Raw genomic sequence first — 14,919 nt, forward strand, 5'->3', positions numbered from 1 at the left:
TTATATAAAATCAAGAAAAAAGATGTATTTATCTCAAAAAGTTACACTATGTACTTTAACAGTTTTTCTGCCCGCAAGGTATTGATTTTATTGGATCGAGGGTGCTAAAATATTGCCTTTCGTGTCAAACTTGGGTTAAAAGAGGGAAAAAGATGAGCTTGCTAGAGGGTTTAGTGATCACGGGTATCTATGATTGGCTATGCCATAAGGGGGACCTATTGCTTGGGTGATTGTGTCCCCTCTCTTTCCCCTGCCCTTGCACCCTGACAATCCAAAGATGAGAGGGTTCCCAAGATAGTGCTCATCAGCATCCTCGTGGGGCTCCATGAAAAGTATTTAAGGACTAAGAAATGAAGACAAAAAAGAAGAGGATACAATTTTCTATCTGGTACCTCCTGTTCGCTCTGTGGGCCCTGATCCTGATCAATAGCTATTTTATGGCCCCTCAGAAGCTAAAGATCACCTACAGTCAATTTAAGGACCTCCTGGCCGAGGGAAGCGTCAAGGAAGTGATCATAGACAAGGAAAAGATCGAAGGAAGGGCCCTCATTTCCGACGAAAAGGGGGAGAAGGAGAAGACCTTTGTAACAATCAGGGTAGAAGACCCGGACCTGGCCAAGGAATTACGTCAATACGGGGTTGCCTTCTCTGGAAGACACGAAAATACCTTTTTGAAAAACCTCCTCTCGTGGATCATCCCTATGCTCCTCTTCGTGGGGATCTGGATGTTCCTCATGCGCAGGATGGGGAGGGGTCCTGAGTTCATGTCCGTCGGGCGCTCCAAGGCCAAGATCTACGCCGAGGATCAACTCGAGGTCACCTTCAACGATGTGGCCGGTGTGGACGAGGCCAAGGAGGAACTAAAGGAGACCGTTGAGTTCCTGAAGAATCCAAACAAATTCACCCACCTAGGGGGAAAGCTCCCTAAAGGGCTATTACTAGTAGGGCCCCCTGGTTGTGGCAAGACCCTTTTGGCCAAGGCTGTGGCCGGAGAGGCCAAGGTTCCCTTTTTCAGTATCAGCGGCTCCGAATTTGTGGAGATGTTTGTGGGGGTTGGGGCGGCCAGGGTGAGGGACCTCTTCGCCCGTGCCCAGGAAAAGGCCCCCTGTATTATCTTCCTTGATGAATTAGACGCCCTGGGCAAGGCCAGAGGGATTAACCCCGTAGGAGGGCACGACGAGCGAGAGCAGACCCTAAACCAACTCTTGGTGGAGATGGATGGCTTCGATACCAAAAAGGGGGTCATCCTTATGGCCGCTACCAACCGTCCGGAGATCCTGGATCCGGCCCTGCTGCGCGCAGGGAGGTTTGACCGTCACATCTTGGTGGACCGACCTGACATCAAGGGCAGAGAGGCCATCCTCAAGGTCCACGCCAAGGGGGTAAAGCTGGCCAATGACGTGGACTTCAAGGCCTTGGCCGGGATGACCCCGGGGTTTACAGGGGCCAATCTGGCCAATGTAGTCAATGAGGGGGCCCTTTTGGCCGCCAGAAGGGACAAAGAGGCCGTGGGGATGGCCGAGATGGAGGAGGCCATCGAACGGATCGTGGCAGGACCGGAAAAGAAGGCCCGGGTGATAAATGAGCAGGAGCGCCAGATCGTGGCCTATCACGAGGTGGGGCATGCCTTGGTGGCCCTCTCTGTGTCGAACGCCGATCCCGTGCAGAAGGTCTCCATCATCCCTCGGGGGATAGCGGCCCTGGGCTACACCCTCCAACGGCCTACTGAAGACAGATATCTGATGACCAAATCGGAGCTTATCGACAAGCTCACTGTCCTGCTGGGAGGGAGGGTGGCAGAGGAACTGGTCTTCGATGAGGTCTCCACCGGTGCCCAGAACGACCTCGTCAAGGCCACCGACATCGCCAGGAGCATGGTGAAGGAATACGGTATGAGTGAAAGATTGGGTTTGGTGGCCTTCGAAAGGGAGCGGCAACCCCTCTACCTCCAGGTCCCCCAGGGCCCCTCCTCTAAGGAATATAGCGAGGAGACGTCTCGGGAGATAGACTCAGAGATAAGTAGGATCGTGGAAGAGGCCCACAGGCGTGCCAAGCAGATCCTCACCGAAAAGAGGGGCCTATTGGACAAGGTAGCCCACATCCTCTTGGAAAAGGAGGTAATCGAGGGGGATGATCTCAAAAGGCTCGTCTTCGAGGCAGCCTAACATGACCCGCAACCCCATCCCCCAAATCCTCTCCCGTGTCAAGAGGACCATCCATCAGCATCAAATGATATTACCTGGTGAGCAACTCGGAGTAGCGGTGTCCGGGGGGATCGATTCGGTGGTCCTCTTGGACACCCTGGCAAGCCTGAGGGAAGAGCTTCATATATCCTTGATGGTGCTCCACCTCAACCATGGGATCAGGGGGGAGGAGGCAAAAAGAGACCAGAGATTCGTCCAAGATTTGAGTAAAAGTTATGCCCTTGCCTGCATCAGCAAAAAGGTCGATGTCCCCAGCTATATGAGGGAGGCATCCCTCTCCCTGCAGGAGGCGGCCCGAGAACTGAGGTATCGCTTCTTTGAGGAGGTGATGGAAACCCATGACCTGGACAAGGTGGTCTTGGGCCAGACTGCCGATGACCAGGCGGAGACCGTCCTGATGAGGTTCATCAAGGGTGGGGGGACAAGGGGGCTCAAGGGGATACCCTATGTCCGGGGGGGGTATATCCGCCCCCTGCTCGATGTATGGCGTGAAGAGCTACAGGAATATGCCCAGCAAAGGGGGCTTGCGTTCGTGGAGGACAGTTCTAACCTAAAGAAGACCTATCTCCGGAACCGAATCCGCCATGAACTGCTCCCCTACCTGAGCGATTACAACCCCAACATCAAGGAACGCCTCCTTCAACTGGCCCAGATCCTGGGCGAAGACGAACTCTACCTGGAAAAGCTGGCGCAGGAGGTGGCTAAGGGGATGGTCAAAAGAGATAATGAAGAGGTCTCCATCCCCATCCCTCAACTCCTCTGCCTCCCTTCGGCCTTGCGGGTTAGGGTCCTGCAGAGGTCTTTTGAACGTATATCCTCGGGAAAGGTGCTGGAGTACCCCCATCTGAAGGGGGTCTTACGGATGGCCCAGGAGGGGGGAGGGAGCAAAAGGATGCCACTTCCCGGGGGCCTTTGGGCAGTAAGGGTCTACGACACCCTTATCCTGAGAAAAGAGGAAGGGATAAAAGAAGAAAGGTTAAAGGAAACCGCCCTGCAAGTTCCGGGGCGGACAACACTGGATGGTCTCAAGATGGTGATAGAGGCCACGATCTACGAAGGGCAAACCTCCCCTCGACCAGATCCACAAGAGGCCTATCTCGACTATGATCGGCTGGTATTTCCGCTCCGCTTGAGGTCTTACCGGCCTGGAGACAGCTTTATCCCTTTGGGAATGAAAGGCAGAAAGAAGCTCAAGGAATTCTTCATCGACCTGAAGATCCCTCGCACGCAAAGGGGGAAGATCCCCTTGGTAACCTCGGGTGCAGATATATGCTGGGTGGTGGACTGGAGGATAGATGAGAGGTTTAAAGTGGGGGAAGGGACAAAAAAGACCCTGAAGTTGACCTTGATAAGGCTATAAGGTCCTTCTCCAAAAAAGTTGCTAAAAAGGGTCCAAGGATTCAAAATGAAGGGTTCTAGGATTCCAGGATTCTAGGGCTTGCGGCGAGCTCCCTTCGGTCTGAGCGTTCGACTGAGCTCACGCCGAAGTCTCAGGGTCGAAGACAGCCGAGCGGTCTGTATTTATTGACCCCTTAAATCCTTTCAATTCCACCAACCTGCCTGTGCTAATGACAGACAGGCTAAATTGGAGGAGATCCATCTATAATAGATCCTCCTGTGCTGCACCCCCCTCTTCTTCCATGGCCTCCTCCACCATCTGGTCGAAGTCTTCCCCCATATCCTCCCCTAGCTCCCTCCCCATGCTCTTCATCCAACGGGCCATGGAGCGAGGGTCCCTCTCATCAATATCCCCCAGACGGGAAGGATCAGCCAGGCGTTCCAAACGGTCCTCATCCGAGCGCAAAAAGGAGACTCGTGAGATGAGCTTGGAGAGGTTTTTCCCTCCACAATGCTTGCAGACAGGGCGAAAATCCTCTACCTTGAGGACCAAAAAGGTCGAGCGGCGCCCACAATCCTCACACCTATACTCGTAAATGGGCATCATCCACCTCCTTCGGCCTCCGGCCTCTCCAAAAAGAGGGGTTCATCGATGTCGAGGACCTTAAGGGGCTTGCTGCCGGTAACCGCGGTGATGATCTTGGCGATGGTATAGGCATTGCTCCGGAGCATGAGCTTGCAGTTATAAAACCTACAATCCTTGATCTGCGTCTCGCCTCGTTCCAAAACAACGAGGCAATCTCTAAACTCACAACGGCTGAATTCCTTGCCGTCAAGCTCTATCCTCTCGCCCTGAAACCGCTTGTTCTTGTAGTGAATGGTAAACATAAGGTAATCTCCCATGATGGGATCATCACCCACGAACGATGAAAATCCGATATTGCTCCCTCTCCCGCCAGCGGGAGAGGGCTGGGGTGAGGGTGGATATGGTTTTTCCCCTCACCTTAATCGCCTCGGCTGTCTTCGACCCTGAGACTTCGGCGTGAGCTCAGTCGAACGCTCAGACCGAAGGGAGCTCGCCGCAGGCCTCTCCCCGAAGGGGAGAGGAGATGACAAAGTTTATTTTCTGCGTGATATCAAATCGCAACCATTACATATAAGGAAATTTCTCCTCTACTCTCCGCACTCGCTGGGGTCGCCCTGGATCTTGGCGATGGTGTGGGGTAGGGCCGGCAGGATCACCTCCAATCCCTCCTTCACCGCCTTGGGGCTGCCTGGGAGGTTGACGATGAGGGTTCGTCCTCGCACGCCACATACGGCGCGGGAGATCATGGCATGGGGGGTCTTCTTCAAACCCTCCATCCTCATGGCCTCGGCAAAGCCAGGTACCTCCCTCTCGATCACCTCCAAGGTGACCTCAGGAGTGACATCGCGGGGGCTGACCCCGGTCCCCCCAGTGGTCAAGATGAGGTCAAGACCCATCTCATCCGCCCCCTGCAAAAGGACCTCCTTTATCTCCTCCTTCTCATCCGGGACCACCGTGCTGAAGACTACCTCAGCATCCAACCCCTGCACCATCTCCCGGATGATTTCTCCACTGGTATCGACCCGCTCACCACGGTACCCCCTATCACTGATGGTGATCACCCCTACCCTCATCATACCGCTATCTCCTCTCCCATTCTTGAGGTGTTATAGCCCCCTAGTCCCTCGATCTGTGCCCGAAATCCCTCTGAGCGCAGGACCTTGATGACCATCTGGACCTTGGGATCGTCGAAGAGCCCTTGGGGTATGATGAGATCATATCTCTCCCTCTCCAAGGACACGAAGTCGAGACCCAGGGCCTTGGCTGCCCCATAGATCCCCAACCCTACGTCAGCCCGGCCACTGCTTACTGCCACCGCCACACCGAGATGCGTAAACTCCTCTTCCTCATAGCCATTGATCCGAACGGGATCTATCCCCTCCCTCTCCAAGAGGTAATCGAGCAACACCCGGGTGCCGGAGCCCCGCTGACGGTTGATGAAACGGACATCATCCCGCACAAGATCAGACAGGCCCCTGATCCCTTTGGGGTTCCCAGAAGGGAGGATGAAACCTTGCTGGCGATAGGCAAGGTGGATAAGCCTCACCCTTACCCCGGAGAGATACCTGCGGATATAGGAAATATTGTACTCTCCGGTGGCCGGGTCCAAGAGGTGGGACCCGGCCATATGGGCATATCCCTTTTCCAGGGCGATGATCCCTCCGAGGCTCCCCACATGGCTGGAGGAGAGGTGAAGGGAAGGGTCCTTTTTCCTGACCCAACTGGCCAATAGATCGAGTGCGAGGTCATGGCTACCAATGATCACCACGGTGTTCTCTATCTCCTCCTTGCCCCACAAGAGTTCTGCCTCCACCTGCTGCCCCTCTTCGACCCCCTCAATCAGGCGGGGAATGCGGATGATGGCATTGGCCCTGGTGAGGGAGGTGATCACCCCTGCCCCGCGGGGCAGAGGGGTAGCCACTACCCTTTCTCCTACCTTACCCAGCCTCACCCGCACAAACTCCTCGGCACCTAGCTTGGAGGGGAGCCTCCTGGTGGGCAATACCGTCACCTTCTTCCTCTTTGGCGCTGCTAGGCCCAGCATGGCGGCCAGAAGGGGTTGGACAAAGAGCTCAAAGGAGAGCACCGCGGAGACTGAATAGCCGGGCACCCCGACGATGGGCCTCTCGTTTACTACCCCTAAGAGGGTGGGCTTGCCCGGCATGATGGTGACACCATGGACCAACACCTCCCCCAACTCCTCGACGATGGAGGCGGTGTAGTCCTCGGAACCAGCGGACGATCCCGCATTGATCAAGATGACGTCGTGCCCTCCTCGGTAGGCGGAGAGTATGGCCTCCTTTATCTCCTGGGGGTCATCACGGACAATGGGGTGGGGGATAAATTCTGCCCCGGCTTCCTCGACCAGACCTGCCAAGATGGTCGAGTTAAAGTCCACTACCTCCCCCTCTCTGGGCCCCCTCGGCAGGGCCTCCTCAGGGGAAACCACCTCAGCCCCGGTGGGGATCACCACCACCTGGGGCCTCCTCTTGACCGCGACCTCTAAGACCCCCCCGGCCAGCAATGCCCCCATATCGTAGGGGGTGAGGCGATGACCCTGAGGGAGGATGAGCTCGCTGGCGACCAGGTCTTCACCCACCGTGCGCACGTTCTGCCAGGGATGGACGGCCTGCATGATCTCCACCGTCTGCGCATCTATCTGCTGGATCTCTTCAATCATGACCACAGCATCGGTCCCTGGGGGCAGTGGTTCTCCTGTATCTACGAAAAAGGCCTCTTCACCCACCTTTAACCTCTTGGGCCGATCCTCCGCTGCCCCAAAGGTAACCTGGGCCTGCAGCGCAATCCCATCCATGGCTGCACTGTGATAATGCGGAGAGGAGAGGCGGGCGAAGATGGGCTCAGCGGTGACCCTTCCCAATGCCTCCTTTACGGGGACGACCTCCTTTTTACCATATTGGAAGGGCTTGACCCTCTCCAAAAAGGTCTTTAAGGCCTCCTCGCATGTCCACATCCGCAGATAGATGCGTCTCTTCATCCCTTGATCACACCTAAAGGTCTCAACTTCACCACCTTTTTACCGATACCGGCCCCATGGACCACCTCCACCACATCGCTCACGTCCTTATAGGCCTCAGGGATCTCTTCCACCATGGTGGCCTGACTGGCAGCCCTCACATATATCCCTTGGGCTTCCAACTCCCGGGTCACCGCTCGACCCCGGGCGCCCTTTTTGGCCTGATGGCGGCTCAATAACCTCCCCGCGCCATGACAGGTGCTCCCGAAGGTCTCCTGTAAGGCCCCCTGGGTGCCGACCAGCACATAAGAGTACCTCCCCATATCTCCAGGGATCAAGACAGGTTGCCCTATCTCTTTATAGTCATCGGGGACATCAGGGTGATGGGGGGGAAAGGCCCTGGTGGCCCCCTTGCGATGTACGCAGAGACGCCGCTGCCTTCCATCCACCTCATGGGTCTCCAACTTGGCAATGTTGTGGCATACATCGTAGATGAGGTCTAGCTGGAGGGTACGGGGACTCATCCGCAGGACCTGCTCAAAGGTCTCCCTCACCCAGTGGGTGATGATCTGGCGATTGGCAAAGGCGAAGTTGGCAGCGCAGGCCATTGCCGCAAGATACTCTTTCCCCTCCTTTGACCTAATAGGGGCACAGCAGAGTTGTTTGTCTGGGAGCTCTATCCCGTATCTCTGTGCGGCCTGGAGCATCACACGGATGTAGTCATCGCAGACCTGATGGCCCAAGCCCCGGGAACCGGTGTGGACGATGACCGTCACCTGATCCTTCTCCAAGCCCATGGTCCTGGCCAGCCATTCGTTATATACCTCGGCAACATACCCCACCTCGACAAAGTGGTTCCCTGAACCCAGGGTCCCTAGCTGGGCCCTCCCCCTATCAAGGGCCTTTGGGGATACGAGATCGGGAACGCCGTCGGGGATGCGCCCTTTCTCCTCGATATGTTCCAAATCCTCCCAGCGCCCATAGCCCTGGTCCACCGCCCACTGGGCCCCTTTCAGGAGGACCTTGCGCTGCTGCCCTTTGTCCAGCCTCAGGTCCTTTCTGTGGGACCCTACCCCTGAGGGGATATTGACAAAGAGGGCATCTACTATTCCTCTTATCTTGTCTTTGATCTGGGTGCGCTCCAGACCGGAGCGCATTAACCTCACCCCTCAGTTTATGTCGTATCCCACCCCCCCGGGTGAGACCACTCCCTCTTCCTCGCCAAAGGCCGCCACCCCCCCTATGGGAAAACCATATCCCCAATGGATGTCGGGCATGGCTAGGGAGTAACCAACGATCCCGGGCAAAAAGGCCACATTCCTCACCTGCAGGAGGCTTTGATCATTTCTTATCTCCCTCATCATTCGCTCATCGGCATAGACCATGCCGTCGGTACGCATTCCGCCCTCGCGCGGTATCCTCCAGCGGTAATCATCTACCTTCTCTAGGTGTACAGAGACCTTCTCTGTCATATAATTCCCTCCTTTAGATATCAAAGATCACCTGGGCCTGCCAACGCCCGTTATCTTCCTTTATCTCCAGTTGATGATAGGTCACGGCCTTTATGCAGGTCTTGATGACATGATGTCCCTCCTGGAAACTTTCTCCTCTGGCCACACCTTTTAATCTCCCCTCATCGAGCTCAGTCACCGCAAAATCCCTGAACAGCAGTCCTTCCACCTCATGCAGATAAAGGAGTTCGTTGAGCCAGGCCACCATCAACTCATCCCGACCCACCCCCTCCACATCTGTCTCCCTCTCCAGATGCACTTCCACCTGCTCGAGGTCTGTGATGATGTCAAAGAGGGCCCAAGCCGCCTCACAGAAGAGCCCTCCCAAATCATCGGCCCAGATCCTTATCCCCAAATCGCCTGTATGATCTAAGAGATCATAACCCATCTCCAGGTACTCCTTACTAATTTACCATGACGCCATCGTCACCCACGAACGATGAAAATCTGCAATCTCTCACTCTCCCGACGACCTTTAGGTCGTCTCTTCAGGAGGTTTTACCCCCTGAAACCCCCAATAAGTGAATTCCTTTTCGGGAGTCTGGGGGCTGCGCCCCCAGAGAGATGTGCCACAGGCACATCGGGTGAGGGTGGAAAGATTAATTCCCCCTCCCCTTTATCCCCTCCCCCCAGGGGAGGGGAAGGATTTGAGTAAGGTTATTTTCTACGTAATAAGATTAACACATACTGAGGGAGGAAGCAATTCAAGGGAAGATCTTCCGGATTAAAGATCCCTTTGGGGTTCAGCCATCAAAAAGGAGGCTGTTTGTCCCTGCAAACTATTTTAATTAACTCCCCAAAATGATCCGTTCTCCCCATTGATAAAGGGCGATGAAAAAATCTAAAAAAAAGATTTTTAAGGGTTGCCAATAAATCAACAATCGTATAAGGTGTCTTTGAAGGAGGTGGATCATGCTAAGCAACTTTGATGATAGGCAGTGGCCGCAAAAAGGGCCATCCATAGAGGATGTAGCAAAAAATGTGAAAGAATTCTTTAAAAAAACACAGAAAGGGCGAAGGGGATTCCTCATTTTCATAATCATCGTACTGGGCTTGTGGCTTGCCTCAGGGATCTATATGGTCTCCCCGGCTGAGGAGGGGGTGGTCAGGCAGTTTGGAAAGATGGTCAGGGTTACCTCATCGGGCCTGCGCTATCATCTGCCCTGGCCCATTGAGAAGGTGGATACGCCCAAGGTGACCGAGATTAAACGACTTGAAATAGGCTTCAGGACCATAGATCCAGGGCCTCCAGCCAGATACCAGTTCATAGAGAGAGAATCATTGATGTTGACTGGGGACGAGAACATAGTGGATGCCCAGATAATCGTCCAGTACAAAATAAAGGATGCCCCTCATTATCTATTCAAGGTTAAAGACCCAAGAGGCACCCTCCGAGATGCCAGTGAAGCGGCCTTACGACAGATCATTGGTGCCAATACCATCGATGATGCCTTGACCGTGGGAAGGCTCCGCATCCAGATGGAGATCAAGGACGTTCTACAAAGGATAATGGATGGCTATGAGTCTGGATTGTTGATCACCGAGGTAAAACTCCAAACCGTACGTCCACCTAAGCAGGTGGAGGCCGCCTTTAAAGATGTGGTAAGCGCCAAAGAGGATAGGGAACGGGTCATCTATGAGGCCAGAGGCTATCAAGAAGACATCATCCCCAAGGCAAAGGGAAAGGCAGCCCAGATGATAAAGGGGGCGGAGGCCTATAGGGCAGAAAGGGTAGCCAGGGCCAAGGGGGATGCCACGCGATTTTTATCCGTACTGAAAGAATATAAAAAGGCCAAGGATGTCACCAAAAAGAGGTTGTATTTGGAGACCATGGAAGAGATATTGCCCAATGTCAAAAAGTTTGTCATCGATTCACAGGTTGGGGGCAATGTGCTTCAATTTTTGCCTCTAGAGACAAAGGAAAAGACCATCAAAAAGGAAGAGTAAAGGATAAAGGAGGTAAGATGGGTACCAAGGGCATAATCATTATAGCGATAGTATTGGCGATCATTATTGTAGGAAGTTCAACCTTATTCACCGTAGATGAAACCGAAACTGTCATCATCACCCAATTTGGAGAATATATCCGGACGGTGAAAGAGCCAGGTCTTAAACTGAAGACGCCTTTCATCCAGACCATCCATTACTTTGACAAGAGGGTGCTGGAATACGATGCAGCCCCCGCTGAAATCCTCACCAAGGACAAAAAGAACCTGCTTGTAGACAACTACGCACGCTGGAAGATCATAGATCCCCTTAAACTCTACCAAACCGTCAGAAATGTGAGAGGGGCCCAGGCTCGGCTAGCTGACATCATCTATGCCGATTTAAGGGAGGAATTGGCCAAGCATAATCTATCAGACGTAATCGACATCCATAGAGAAGGGATAATGAAGACCGTTTCGGAAAAAAGTGCTGAGAAGGCCAGACAATATGGGATCAAGATCATCGATGTAAGGATCAAAAGGGCGGATCTTCCACATGAGGTAGCAGAAAGTGTGTATGCCAGGATGAATGCAGAGAGGCACAGGATAGCCAAGAAGTACCGCTCGCAAGGGGAGGAGGAGGCAGCCAAGATCAGGGCAGAAACAGATAAGCAGAGGGCCATTATTCTGGCAGAGGCCTACAGGCAAGCCCAAACGATAAAGGGGAAAGCGGAGGCAGAGGCCATTAAGATCTATGCCGATGCCTTTAGAAGAGACCCCCGGTTTTATGATTTTATAAGGACCCTGGAGAGCTATCAAAAAATCATAGATAAAGAGACTACCGTTATCTTGAGGTCCGACTCAGAGCTGTTTAAATACATAGATATCTTGGGCAAATAAGGCCCTATTGAATACCTTATCAATAAGGAGCCAAATCAAAGGATTCCGGGGGCCTAGGGGCCAAGGGGTCCAGTGGTCGAGTGAAATACACTAGGACCGCTCGGCTGTCTTCGACCCTGAGACTTCGGCGTGAGCTCAGTCGAACGCTCAGACCGAAGGGAGCTCGCCGCAAGCCCTAGAATCCTGGAATTAGCAACTTTCTGGAGAAGAACCAATAGCTTTTACTTAAAAACGCTCATGAATCTCTCTTTGATTTTCCGGGCTGAGTAGGGGATTCGAGGGCAGGTTTTAGAGACCTCTTGGCTTACCTTAATTTGAATAAAGACTGGTCCTAAACCAGAAAGAGATTCTGAAAACACTTTTTGTAATTTATTTTCCTGATCAATGAGATAAGCCTCTCGGTAACCAGCTGCCTGAGCTATTTTGTAGAAAGGGATATCAGGGGAAATCGTCGGCTGATCACCTGTAGTTCCGTATGCTTGATTATCCAGGACCAGATGGATGAGATTTTCAGGTCTTAAAGCACCAATTAAAGCCAAATTACCTAATCCCATCAAGATATTTCCATCTCCATCCAGGACAATTACTTTCCCCTGCGGTTGATGTAATGCTACGCCCAAGGCCACTGAAGAAGCCAACCCCATGGAGCCAAGTAAGTAAAAATTTTCCCTTCTATCCCGGCAGAAAAAAGATTCACGGCTCATGGCTCCATTGGCATGAATTATCAGTTCATCTCCTGATAAATTATCAATGACCAATCTGATTGCTTCTAGCCGGTTCATTCCAAGGCTCCTTTGGTAATAAGTAAAAAATAGGGAAGTCCTTGATCGAGCAAATACCCTTTAATTCCCTTAACCTCTGGGGCAGATATCTTACCTCTGAAGATAGAATATTTCATGTGAAAGGCATTCAGTAAGTCCTCAGTGTGCTTACCCATTATCAAGTGTTCTTCCCAGCCTTGATCCTCTGGTCCTCGATAACTAAGCAGCACCAGGGCAGGGATATAATAAATTAACTGGAGCGAGGCGAAGGCCTCAAGGCTGTAGCCCAACCCTGAATTCTGCATATAGATTACAGGAAATTTCCCAGCCAGATAAGCCCCTGCTGCCAAGCCAACGGCAATATCCTCTCTGACCGCTGGAACATGAAAGGATTGGTCTCTTTGATTGAGAATCTGGCACAGAGAGGAAAGATAAGAACAGGGCACTCCTGTAAAAAAATTAAAGCCATTTTTTTCTAATAACCCTAAAAACCCAATCGCCTTCATTATTTTTATTTTAGCAATTTCATATGGGAATGAAAAGTGGTATTCTATGGCGCCGATCATTGATCAAGACGGGAAGGTCCTTGTATTCGCATTGCAAATACAGGACGAAAATGGGGGACGTTGGTTCTCAGACAAGTTAATAATTGAAAAAACATCCTTATCTTCTATTTTCTAAAATTGTTCTATTTAATTGACGACTTTTGACATAACATGGTAAAAGGATATAGATTCATCCAAAGTTGTGGGCATGGGAATTATATAAGGATATCTTTCGGCACTTGTAAATAAGTTGTTTCAGAACCAACGTCCCCCATCACTTTTGCCATACAAGACAGAGGTTGGAGCTTTCCCTAACATAGAGATATGAAGGTGCGACTGGAACGCCCGCATAATGAACGCAGGTCGCCAAGTCTCTCGATCGTTTCGCCTTGGTCCTCACTGCCATTTCAGCTAGAACCCGTTTGGGTGAAAGGAGCATAGTATGGTCTCTGATCCCCTGGGCAAAGTCCTGCGCTACCGCTGGCTTATCTTTTGGATACTGGCCTTTGGCTATATCTTGGTCTATTTCCACCGTCTCTGCCCGGCGGTGGTAGCCGTGGATATGATGCGTGATCTCCATGCCGGAGGGGCATTGCTCGGCTTTCTGGGCTCAGCCTATTTCTATCCCTATGCACTCATGCAGCTACCTGCTGGCCTCCTTTCCGATTCTTGGGGCCCTCGACGGACCATTACTCTCTTCTTCAGCGTGGCCTTCGTAGGCTCCCTTCTATTAGGCCTTGCTCCATCTCTTTTCTGGGCCATCTTTGGGCGCACCCTGGTGGGAGTGGGTGTCTCCATGCTCTTTGTGCCCACCCTGAAGGTGCTGGCAGAATGGTTTCGTACCAGGGAGTTTGCCACCATGACTGCCATTCTCATGGCCATGGGCGGTCTGGGCTCGCTCACCGCCGCCACCCCACTGGCCCTTCTCAGCGTCTGGATTGGCTGGCGTTTTTCCTTTGTTGTAGTGGGCATCTTTACTTTTATCCTCGCCATCTTGGTCTGGCTCTTTGTACGGGACCGACCTGCTGATCTCGACTGGCCCTCCCCATCAGAGCCTGCAGGGCACAGTCCGCCACCCATAGGGCTACTAGAAGGGATGAAAAAGGTACTCACCTACCCACGATTCTGGCCTGTGGCGATCTGGTTCTTTTTCGACTGCGCGGTCTTTTTCTCCTTTGGCGGGCTCTGGGGAGGCCCCTATCTCATGCAGGTCTATGGATTCACCAAAGCCCAGGCAGGCCAGATTCTCTCCATGCTGGCCATCGGCATGATTGTCGGAAGCCCCCTACTTAGCTTCGTCTCTAACCGAATCCTTCAGGGGCGAAAATCGGTGCTCATACTCTCCAGCTTTGCCTTGCTCTGCCTTACTGCTCTCCTGGCCTTTTACACGGAGGAGCTCTCTTTGCCATCCCTTTACTTGATTTGCCTGGGTCTAGGCATCTTTTCCAGCGCCATTGTGGTGGTGGGCTTTACCACTACCAAGGAACTCTTTCCTGTGCAGATGGCCGGAACATCAACAGGACTGATCAATCTCTTTCCTTTTGCCGGAGGGGCAGTTTTTCAACCGTTGCTGGGCTATCTCCTAGAACGGCAGGGGCAGGTGGAGGGGGCCTTTACCCTGGCTGGTTACGAGCAGGCCTTCTTTGCCCTCTTTCTCTGCGGACTCATCGCCTTCTTGGCGAGCCTCTTTGTCCAAGAGACCCTTGCAAAAGAATGAAGCAACAGGCACTTTACTCGATCAACCAGGGGGAAAAGGGGTCGAGTCTGCTCTTGACCCATCTTTTAATCGAATTTTATTTCCCATAAAAATATACTACTGGTTGTCATCTGATATCATACATTCGGGTATTGAATTCTTAACTTACTGAGCAATAAATCTTCATGAATTACATTATTACATGAGCCAAGAGCAGACTTGACCCATCTATTTTCCTCATTCAGTGTCGAAAAGCCTCATTTCCGAAATAATGTCTATTAAAGCTCATCATCAATCAATACTTGCCCCCTTACTGTACTCCTGATTTATAATCTTATCGATGTTCTTATTGCCTTCTTTTATGAGTCAATCCCATTTTTAGTTGAAATTCTGTAGCGGCCCATCTTTTCCATTACGCAGCTACTACCTCCTGCACCTCTATCCCAAGCTCCTGCTGGATCGCTTTCCTTAATGCA

12 protein-coding genes and 1 pseudogene are annotated in these 14,919 nt (G+C 52.3%); 5 read left to right on the forward strand and 8 right to left on the reverse strand.

Annotated elements, in window-relative coordinates; genetic code table 11:
- Positions 1-350 precede the first annotated feature (350 nt).
- On the forward strand, positions 351-2,165 hold the full coding sequence (gene ftsH / locus JRI46_11670; protein MBW2040224.1) for an ATP-dependent zinc metalloprotease FtsH: 1,815 nt from the start codon (positions 351-353) through the stop codon (positions 2,163-2,165).
- Positions 2,131-3,564 (forward strand): tRNA lysidine(34) synthetase TilS, encoded by a 1,434-nt coding sequence (gene tilS, locus JRI46_11675; protein MBW2040225.1) that lies wholly within the window; start codon positions 2,131-2,133, stop codon positions 3,562-3,564. The genes ftsH and tilS overlap by 35 nt, the downstream gene beginning before the upstream one ends.
- Before the next feature lie 240 nt (positions 3,565-3,804).
- Here the strand turns inward: tilS and JRI46_11680 are convergent, their stop codons facing one another.
- From JRI46_11680 to JRI46_11705, 6 genes and pseudogenes are all read right to left on the reverse strand, one after another.
- Entirely contained in the window at positions 3,805-4,146 is a 342-nt protein-coding gene (locus JRI46_11680; protein ID MBW2040226.1) for a zinc ribbon domain-containing protein, read from the reverse strand.
- Entirely contained in the window at positions 4,146-4,430 is a 285-nt protein-coding gene (locus JRI46_11685; GenBank protein ID MBW2040227.1) for a hypothetical protein, read from the reverse strand. The genes JRI46_11680 and JRI46_11685 overlap by 1 nt, the downstream gene beginning before the upstream one ends.
- Positions 4,431-4,715: 285 nt before the next feature.
- Positions 4,716-5,204 (reverse strand): MogA/MoaB family molybdenum cofactor biosynthesis protein, encoded by a 489-nt coding sequence (locus JRI46_11690; protein MBW2040228.1) that lies wholly within the window; start codon positions 5,202-5,204, stop codon positions 4,716-4,718.
- Entirely contained in the window at positions 5,201-7,126 is a 1,926-nt protein-coding gene (locus JRI46_11695; protein MBW2040229.1) for a molybdopterin biosynthesis protein, read from the reverse strand. Before JRI46_11695 ends, JRI46_11690 begins: the two co-directional genes overlap by 4 nt.
- Positions 7,123-8,577: pseudogene (locus tag JRI46_11700) on the reverse strand (RtcB family protein). The gene JRI46_11695 and the pseudogene JRI46_11700 overlap by 4 nt, the downstream one beginning before the upstream one ends.
- Before the next feature lie 13 nt (positions 8,578-8,590).
- Positions 8,591-9,004 (reverse strand): archease, encoded by a 414-nt coding sequence (locus JRI46_11705; protein MBW2040230.1) that lies wholly within the window; start codon positions 9,002-9,004, stop codon positions 8,591-8,593.
- Positions 9,005-9,528: 524 nt separating this feature from the next.
- Between JRI46_11705 and hflK the strand changes: the two genes are divergently transcribed.
- Together hflK and hflC are read left to right on the forward strand one after the other, a co-directional pair.
- The gene (gene hflK, locus JRI46_11710) at positions 9,529-10,563 is read left to right on the forward strand and encodes an FtsH protease activity modulator HflK (protein MBW2040231.1); all 1,035 of its coding nucleotides are present in this window, start codon (positions 9,529-9,531) and stop codon (positions 10,561-10,563) included.
- Positions 10,564-10,580: 17 nt separating this feature from the next.
- The gene (hflC, locus tag JRI46_11715) at positions 10,581-11,441 is read left to right on the forward strand and encodes a protease modulator HflC (protein ID MBW2040232.1); all 861 of its coding nucleotides are present in this window, start codon (positions 10,581-10,583) and stop codon (positions 11,439-11,441) included.
- A gap of 221 nt (positions 11,442-11,662) precedes the next feature.
- Here hflC and JRI46_11720 read toward each other — a convergent pair whose 3' ends face one another.
- On the reverse strand, positions 11,663-12,223 hold the full coding sequence (locus JRI46_11720) for a sulfopyruvate decarboxylase subunit beta (protein ID MBW2040233.1): 561 nt from the start codon (positions 12,221-12,223) through the stop codon (positions 11,663-11,665).
- Positions 12,220-12,708 carry a sulfopyruvate decarboxylase subunit alpha gene (locus tag JRI46_11725; GenBank protein ID MBW2040234.1) on the reverse strand — a complete coding sequence of 163 codons (489 nt, stop codon included), beginning with the start codon at positions 12,706-12,708 and terminating at the stop codon, positions 12,220-12,222. The genes JRI46_11720 and JRI46_11725 overlap by 4 nt, the downstream gene beginning before the upstream one ends.
- A 481-nt stretch (positions 12,709-13,189) precedes the next feature.
- Here JRI46_11725 and JRI46_11730 point away from each other — a divergent pair, with 481 nt between their 5' ends.
- Complete coding sequence (locus JRI46_11730; GenBank protein ID MBW2040235.1) at positions 13,190-14,464, forward strand: MFS transporter; 1,275 nt, start codon at positions 13,190-13,192, stop codon at positions 14,462-14,464.
- Positions 14,465-14,919 lie beyond the last annotated feature (455 nt).

Source organism: Deltaproteobacteria bacterium, assembly GCA_019308925.1.
GTDB lineage: Bacteria > Desulfobacterota > B13-G15 > B13-G15 > RBG-16-54-18 > JAFDHG01.

Coding starts and splice junctions, on each gene's coding strand:
- ftsH (MBW2040224.1), top strand. CDS start 351: ATGAAGACAAAAAAGAAGAGGATACAATTTTCTATCTGGTACCTCCTG.
- hflC (MBW2040232.1), top strand. CDS start 10,581: ATGGGTACCAAGGGCATAATCATTATAGCGATAGTATTGGCGATCATT.
- JRI46_11690 (MBW2040228.1), bottom strand. CDS start 5,204: ATGATGAGGGTAGGGGTGATCACCATCAGTGATAGGGGGTACCGTGGT.
- tilS (MBW2040225.1), top strand. CDS start 2,131: ATGATCTCAAAAGGCTCGTCTTCGAGGCAGCCTAACATGACCCGCAAC.
- JRI46_11730 (MBW2040235.1), top strand. CDS start 13,190: ATGGTCTCTGATCCCCTGGGCAAAGTCCTGCGCTACCGCTGGCTTATC.
- JRI46_11705 (MBW2040230.1), bottom strand. CDS start 9,004: ATGGGTTATGATCTCTTAGATCATACAGGCGATTTGGGGATAAGGATC.
- JRI46_11680 (MBW2040226.1), bottom strand. CDS start 4,146: ATGCCCATTTACGAGTATAGGTGTGAGGATTGTGGGCGCCGCTCGACC.
- hflK (MBW2040231.1), top strand. CDS start 9,529: ATGCTAAGCAACTTTGATGATAGGCAGTGGCCGCAAAAAGGGCCATCC.
- JRI46_11695 (MBW2040229.1), bottom strand. CDS start 7,126: ATGAAGAGACGCATCTATCTGCGGATGTGGACATGCGAGGAGGCCTTA.
- JRI46_11725 (MBW2040234.1), bottom strand. CDS start 12,708: ATGAAGGCGATTGGGTTTTTAGGGTTATTAGAAAAAAATGGCTTTAAT.
- JRI46_11720 (MBW2040233.1), bottom strand. CDS start 12,223: ATGAACCGGCTAGAAGCAATCAGATTGGTCATTGATAATTTATCAGGA.
- JRI46_11685 (MBW2040227.1), bottom strand. CDS start 4,430: ATGTTTACCATTCACTACAAGAACAAGCGGTTTCAGGGCGAGAGGATA.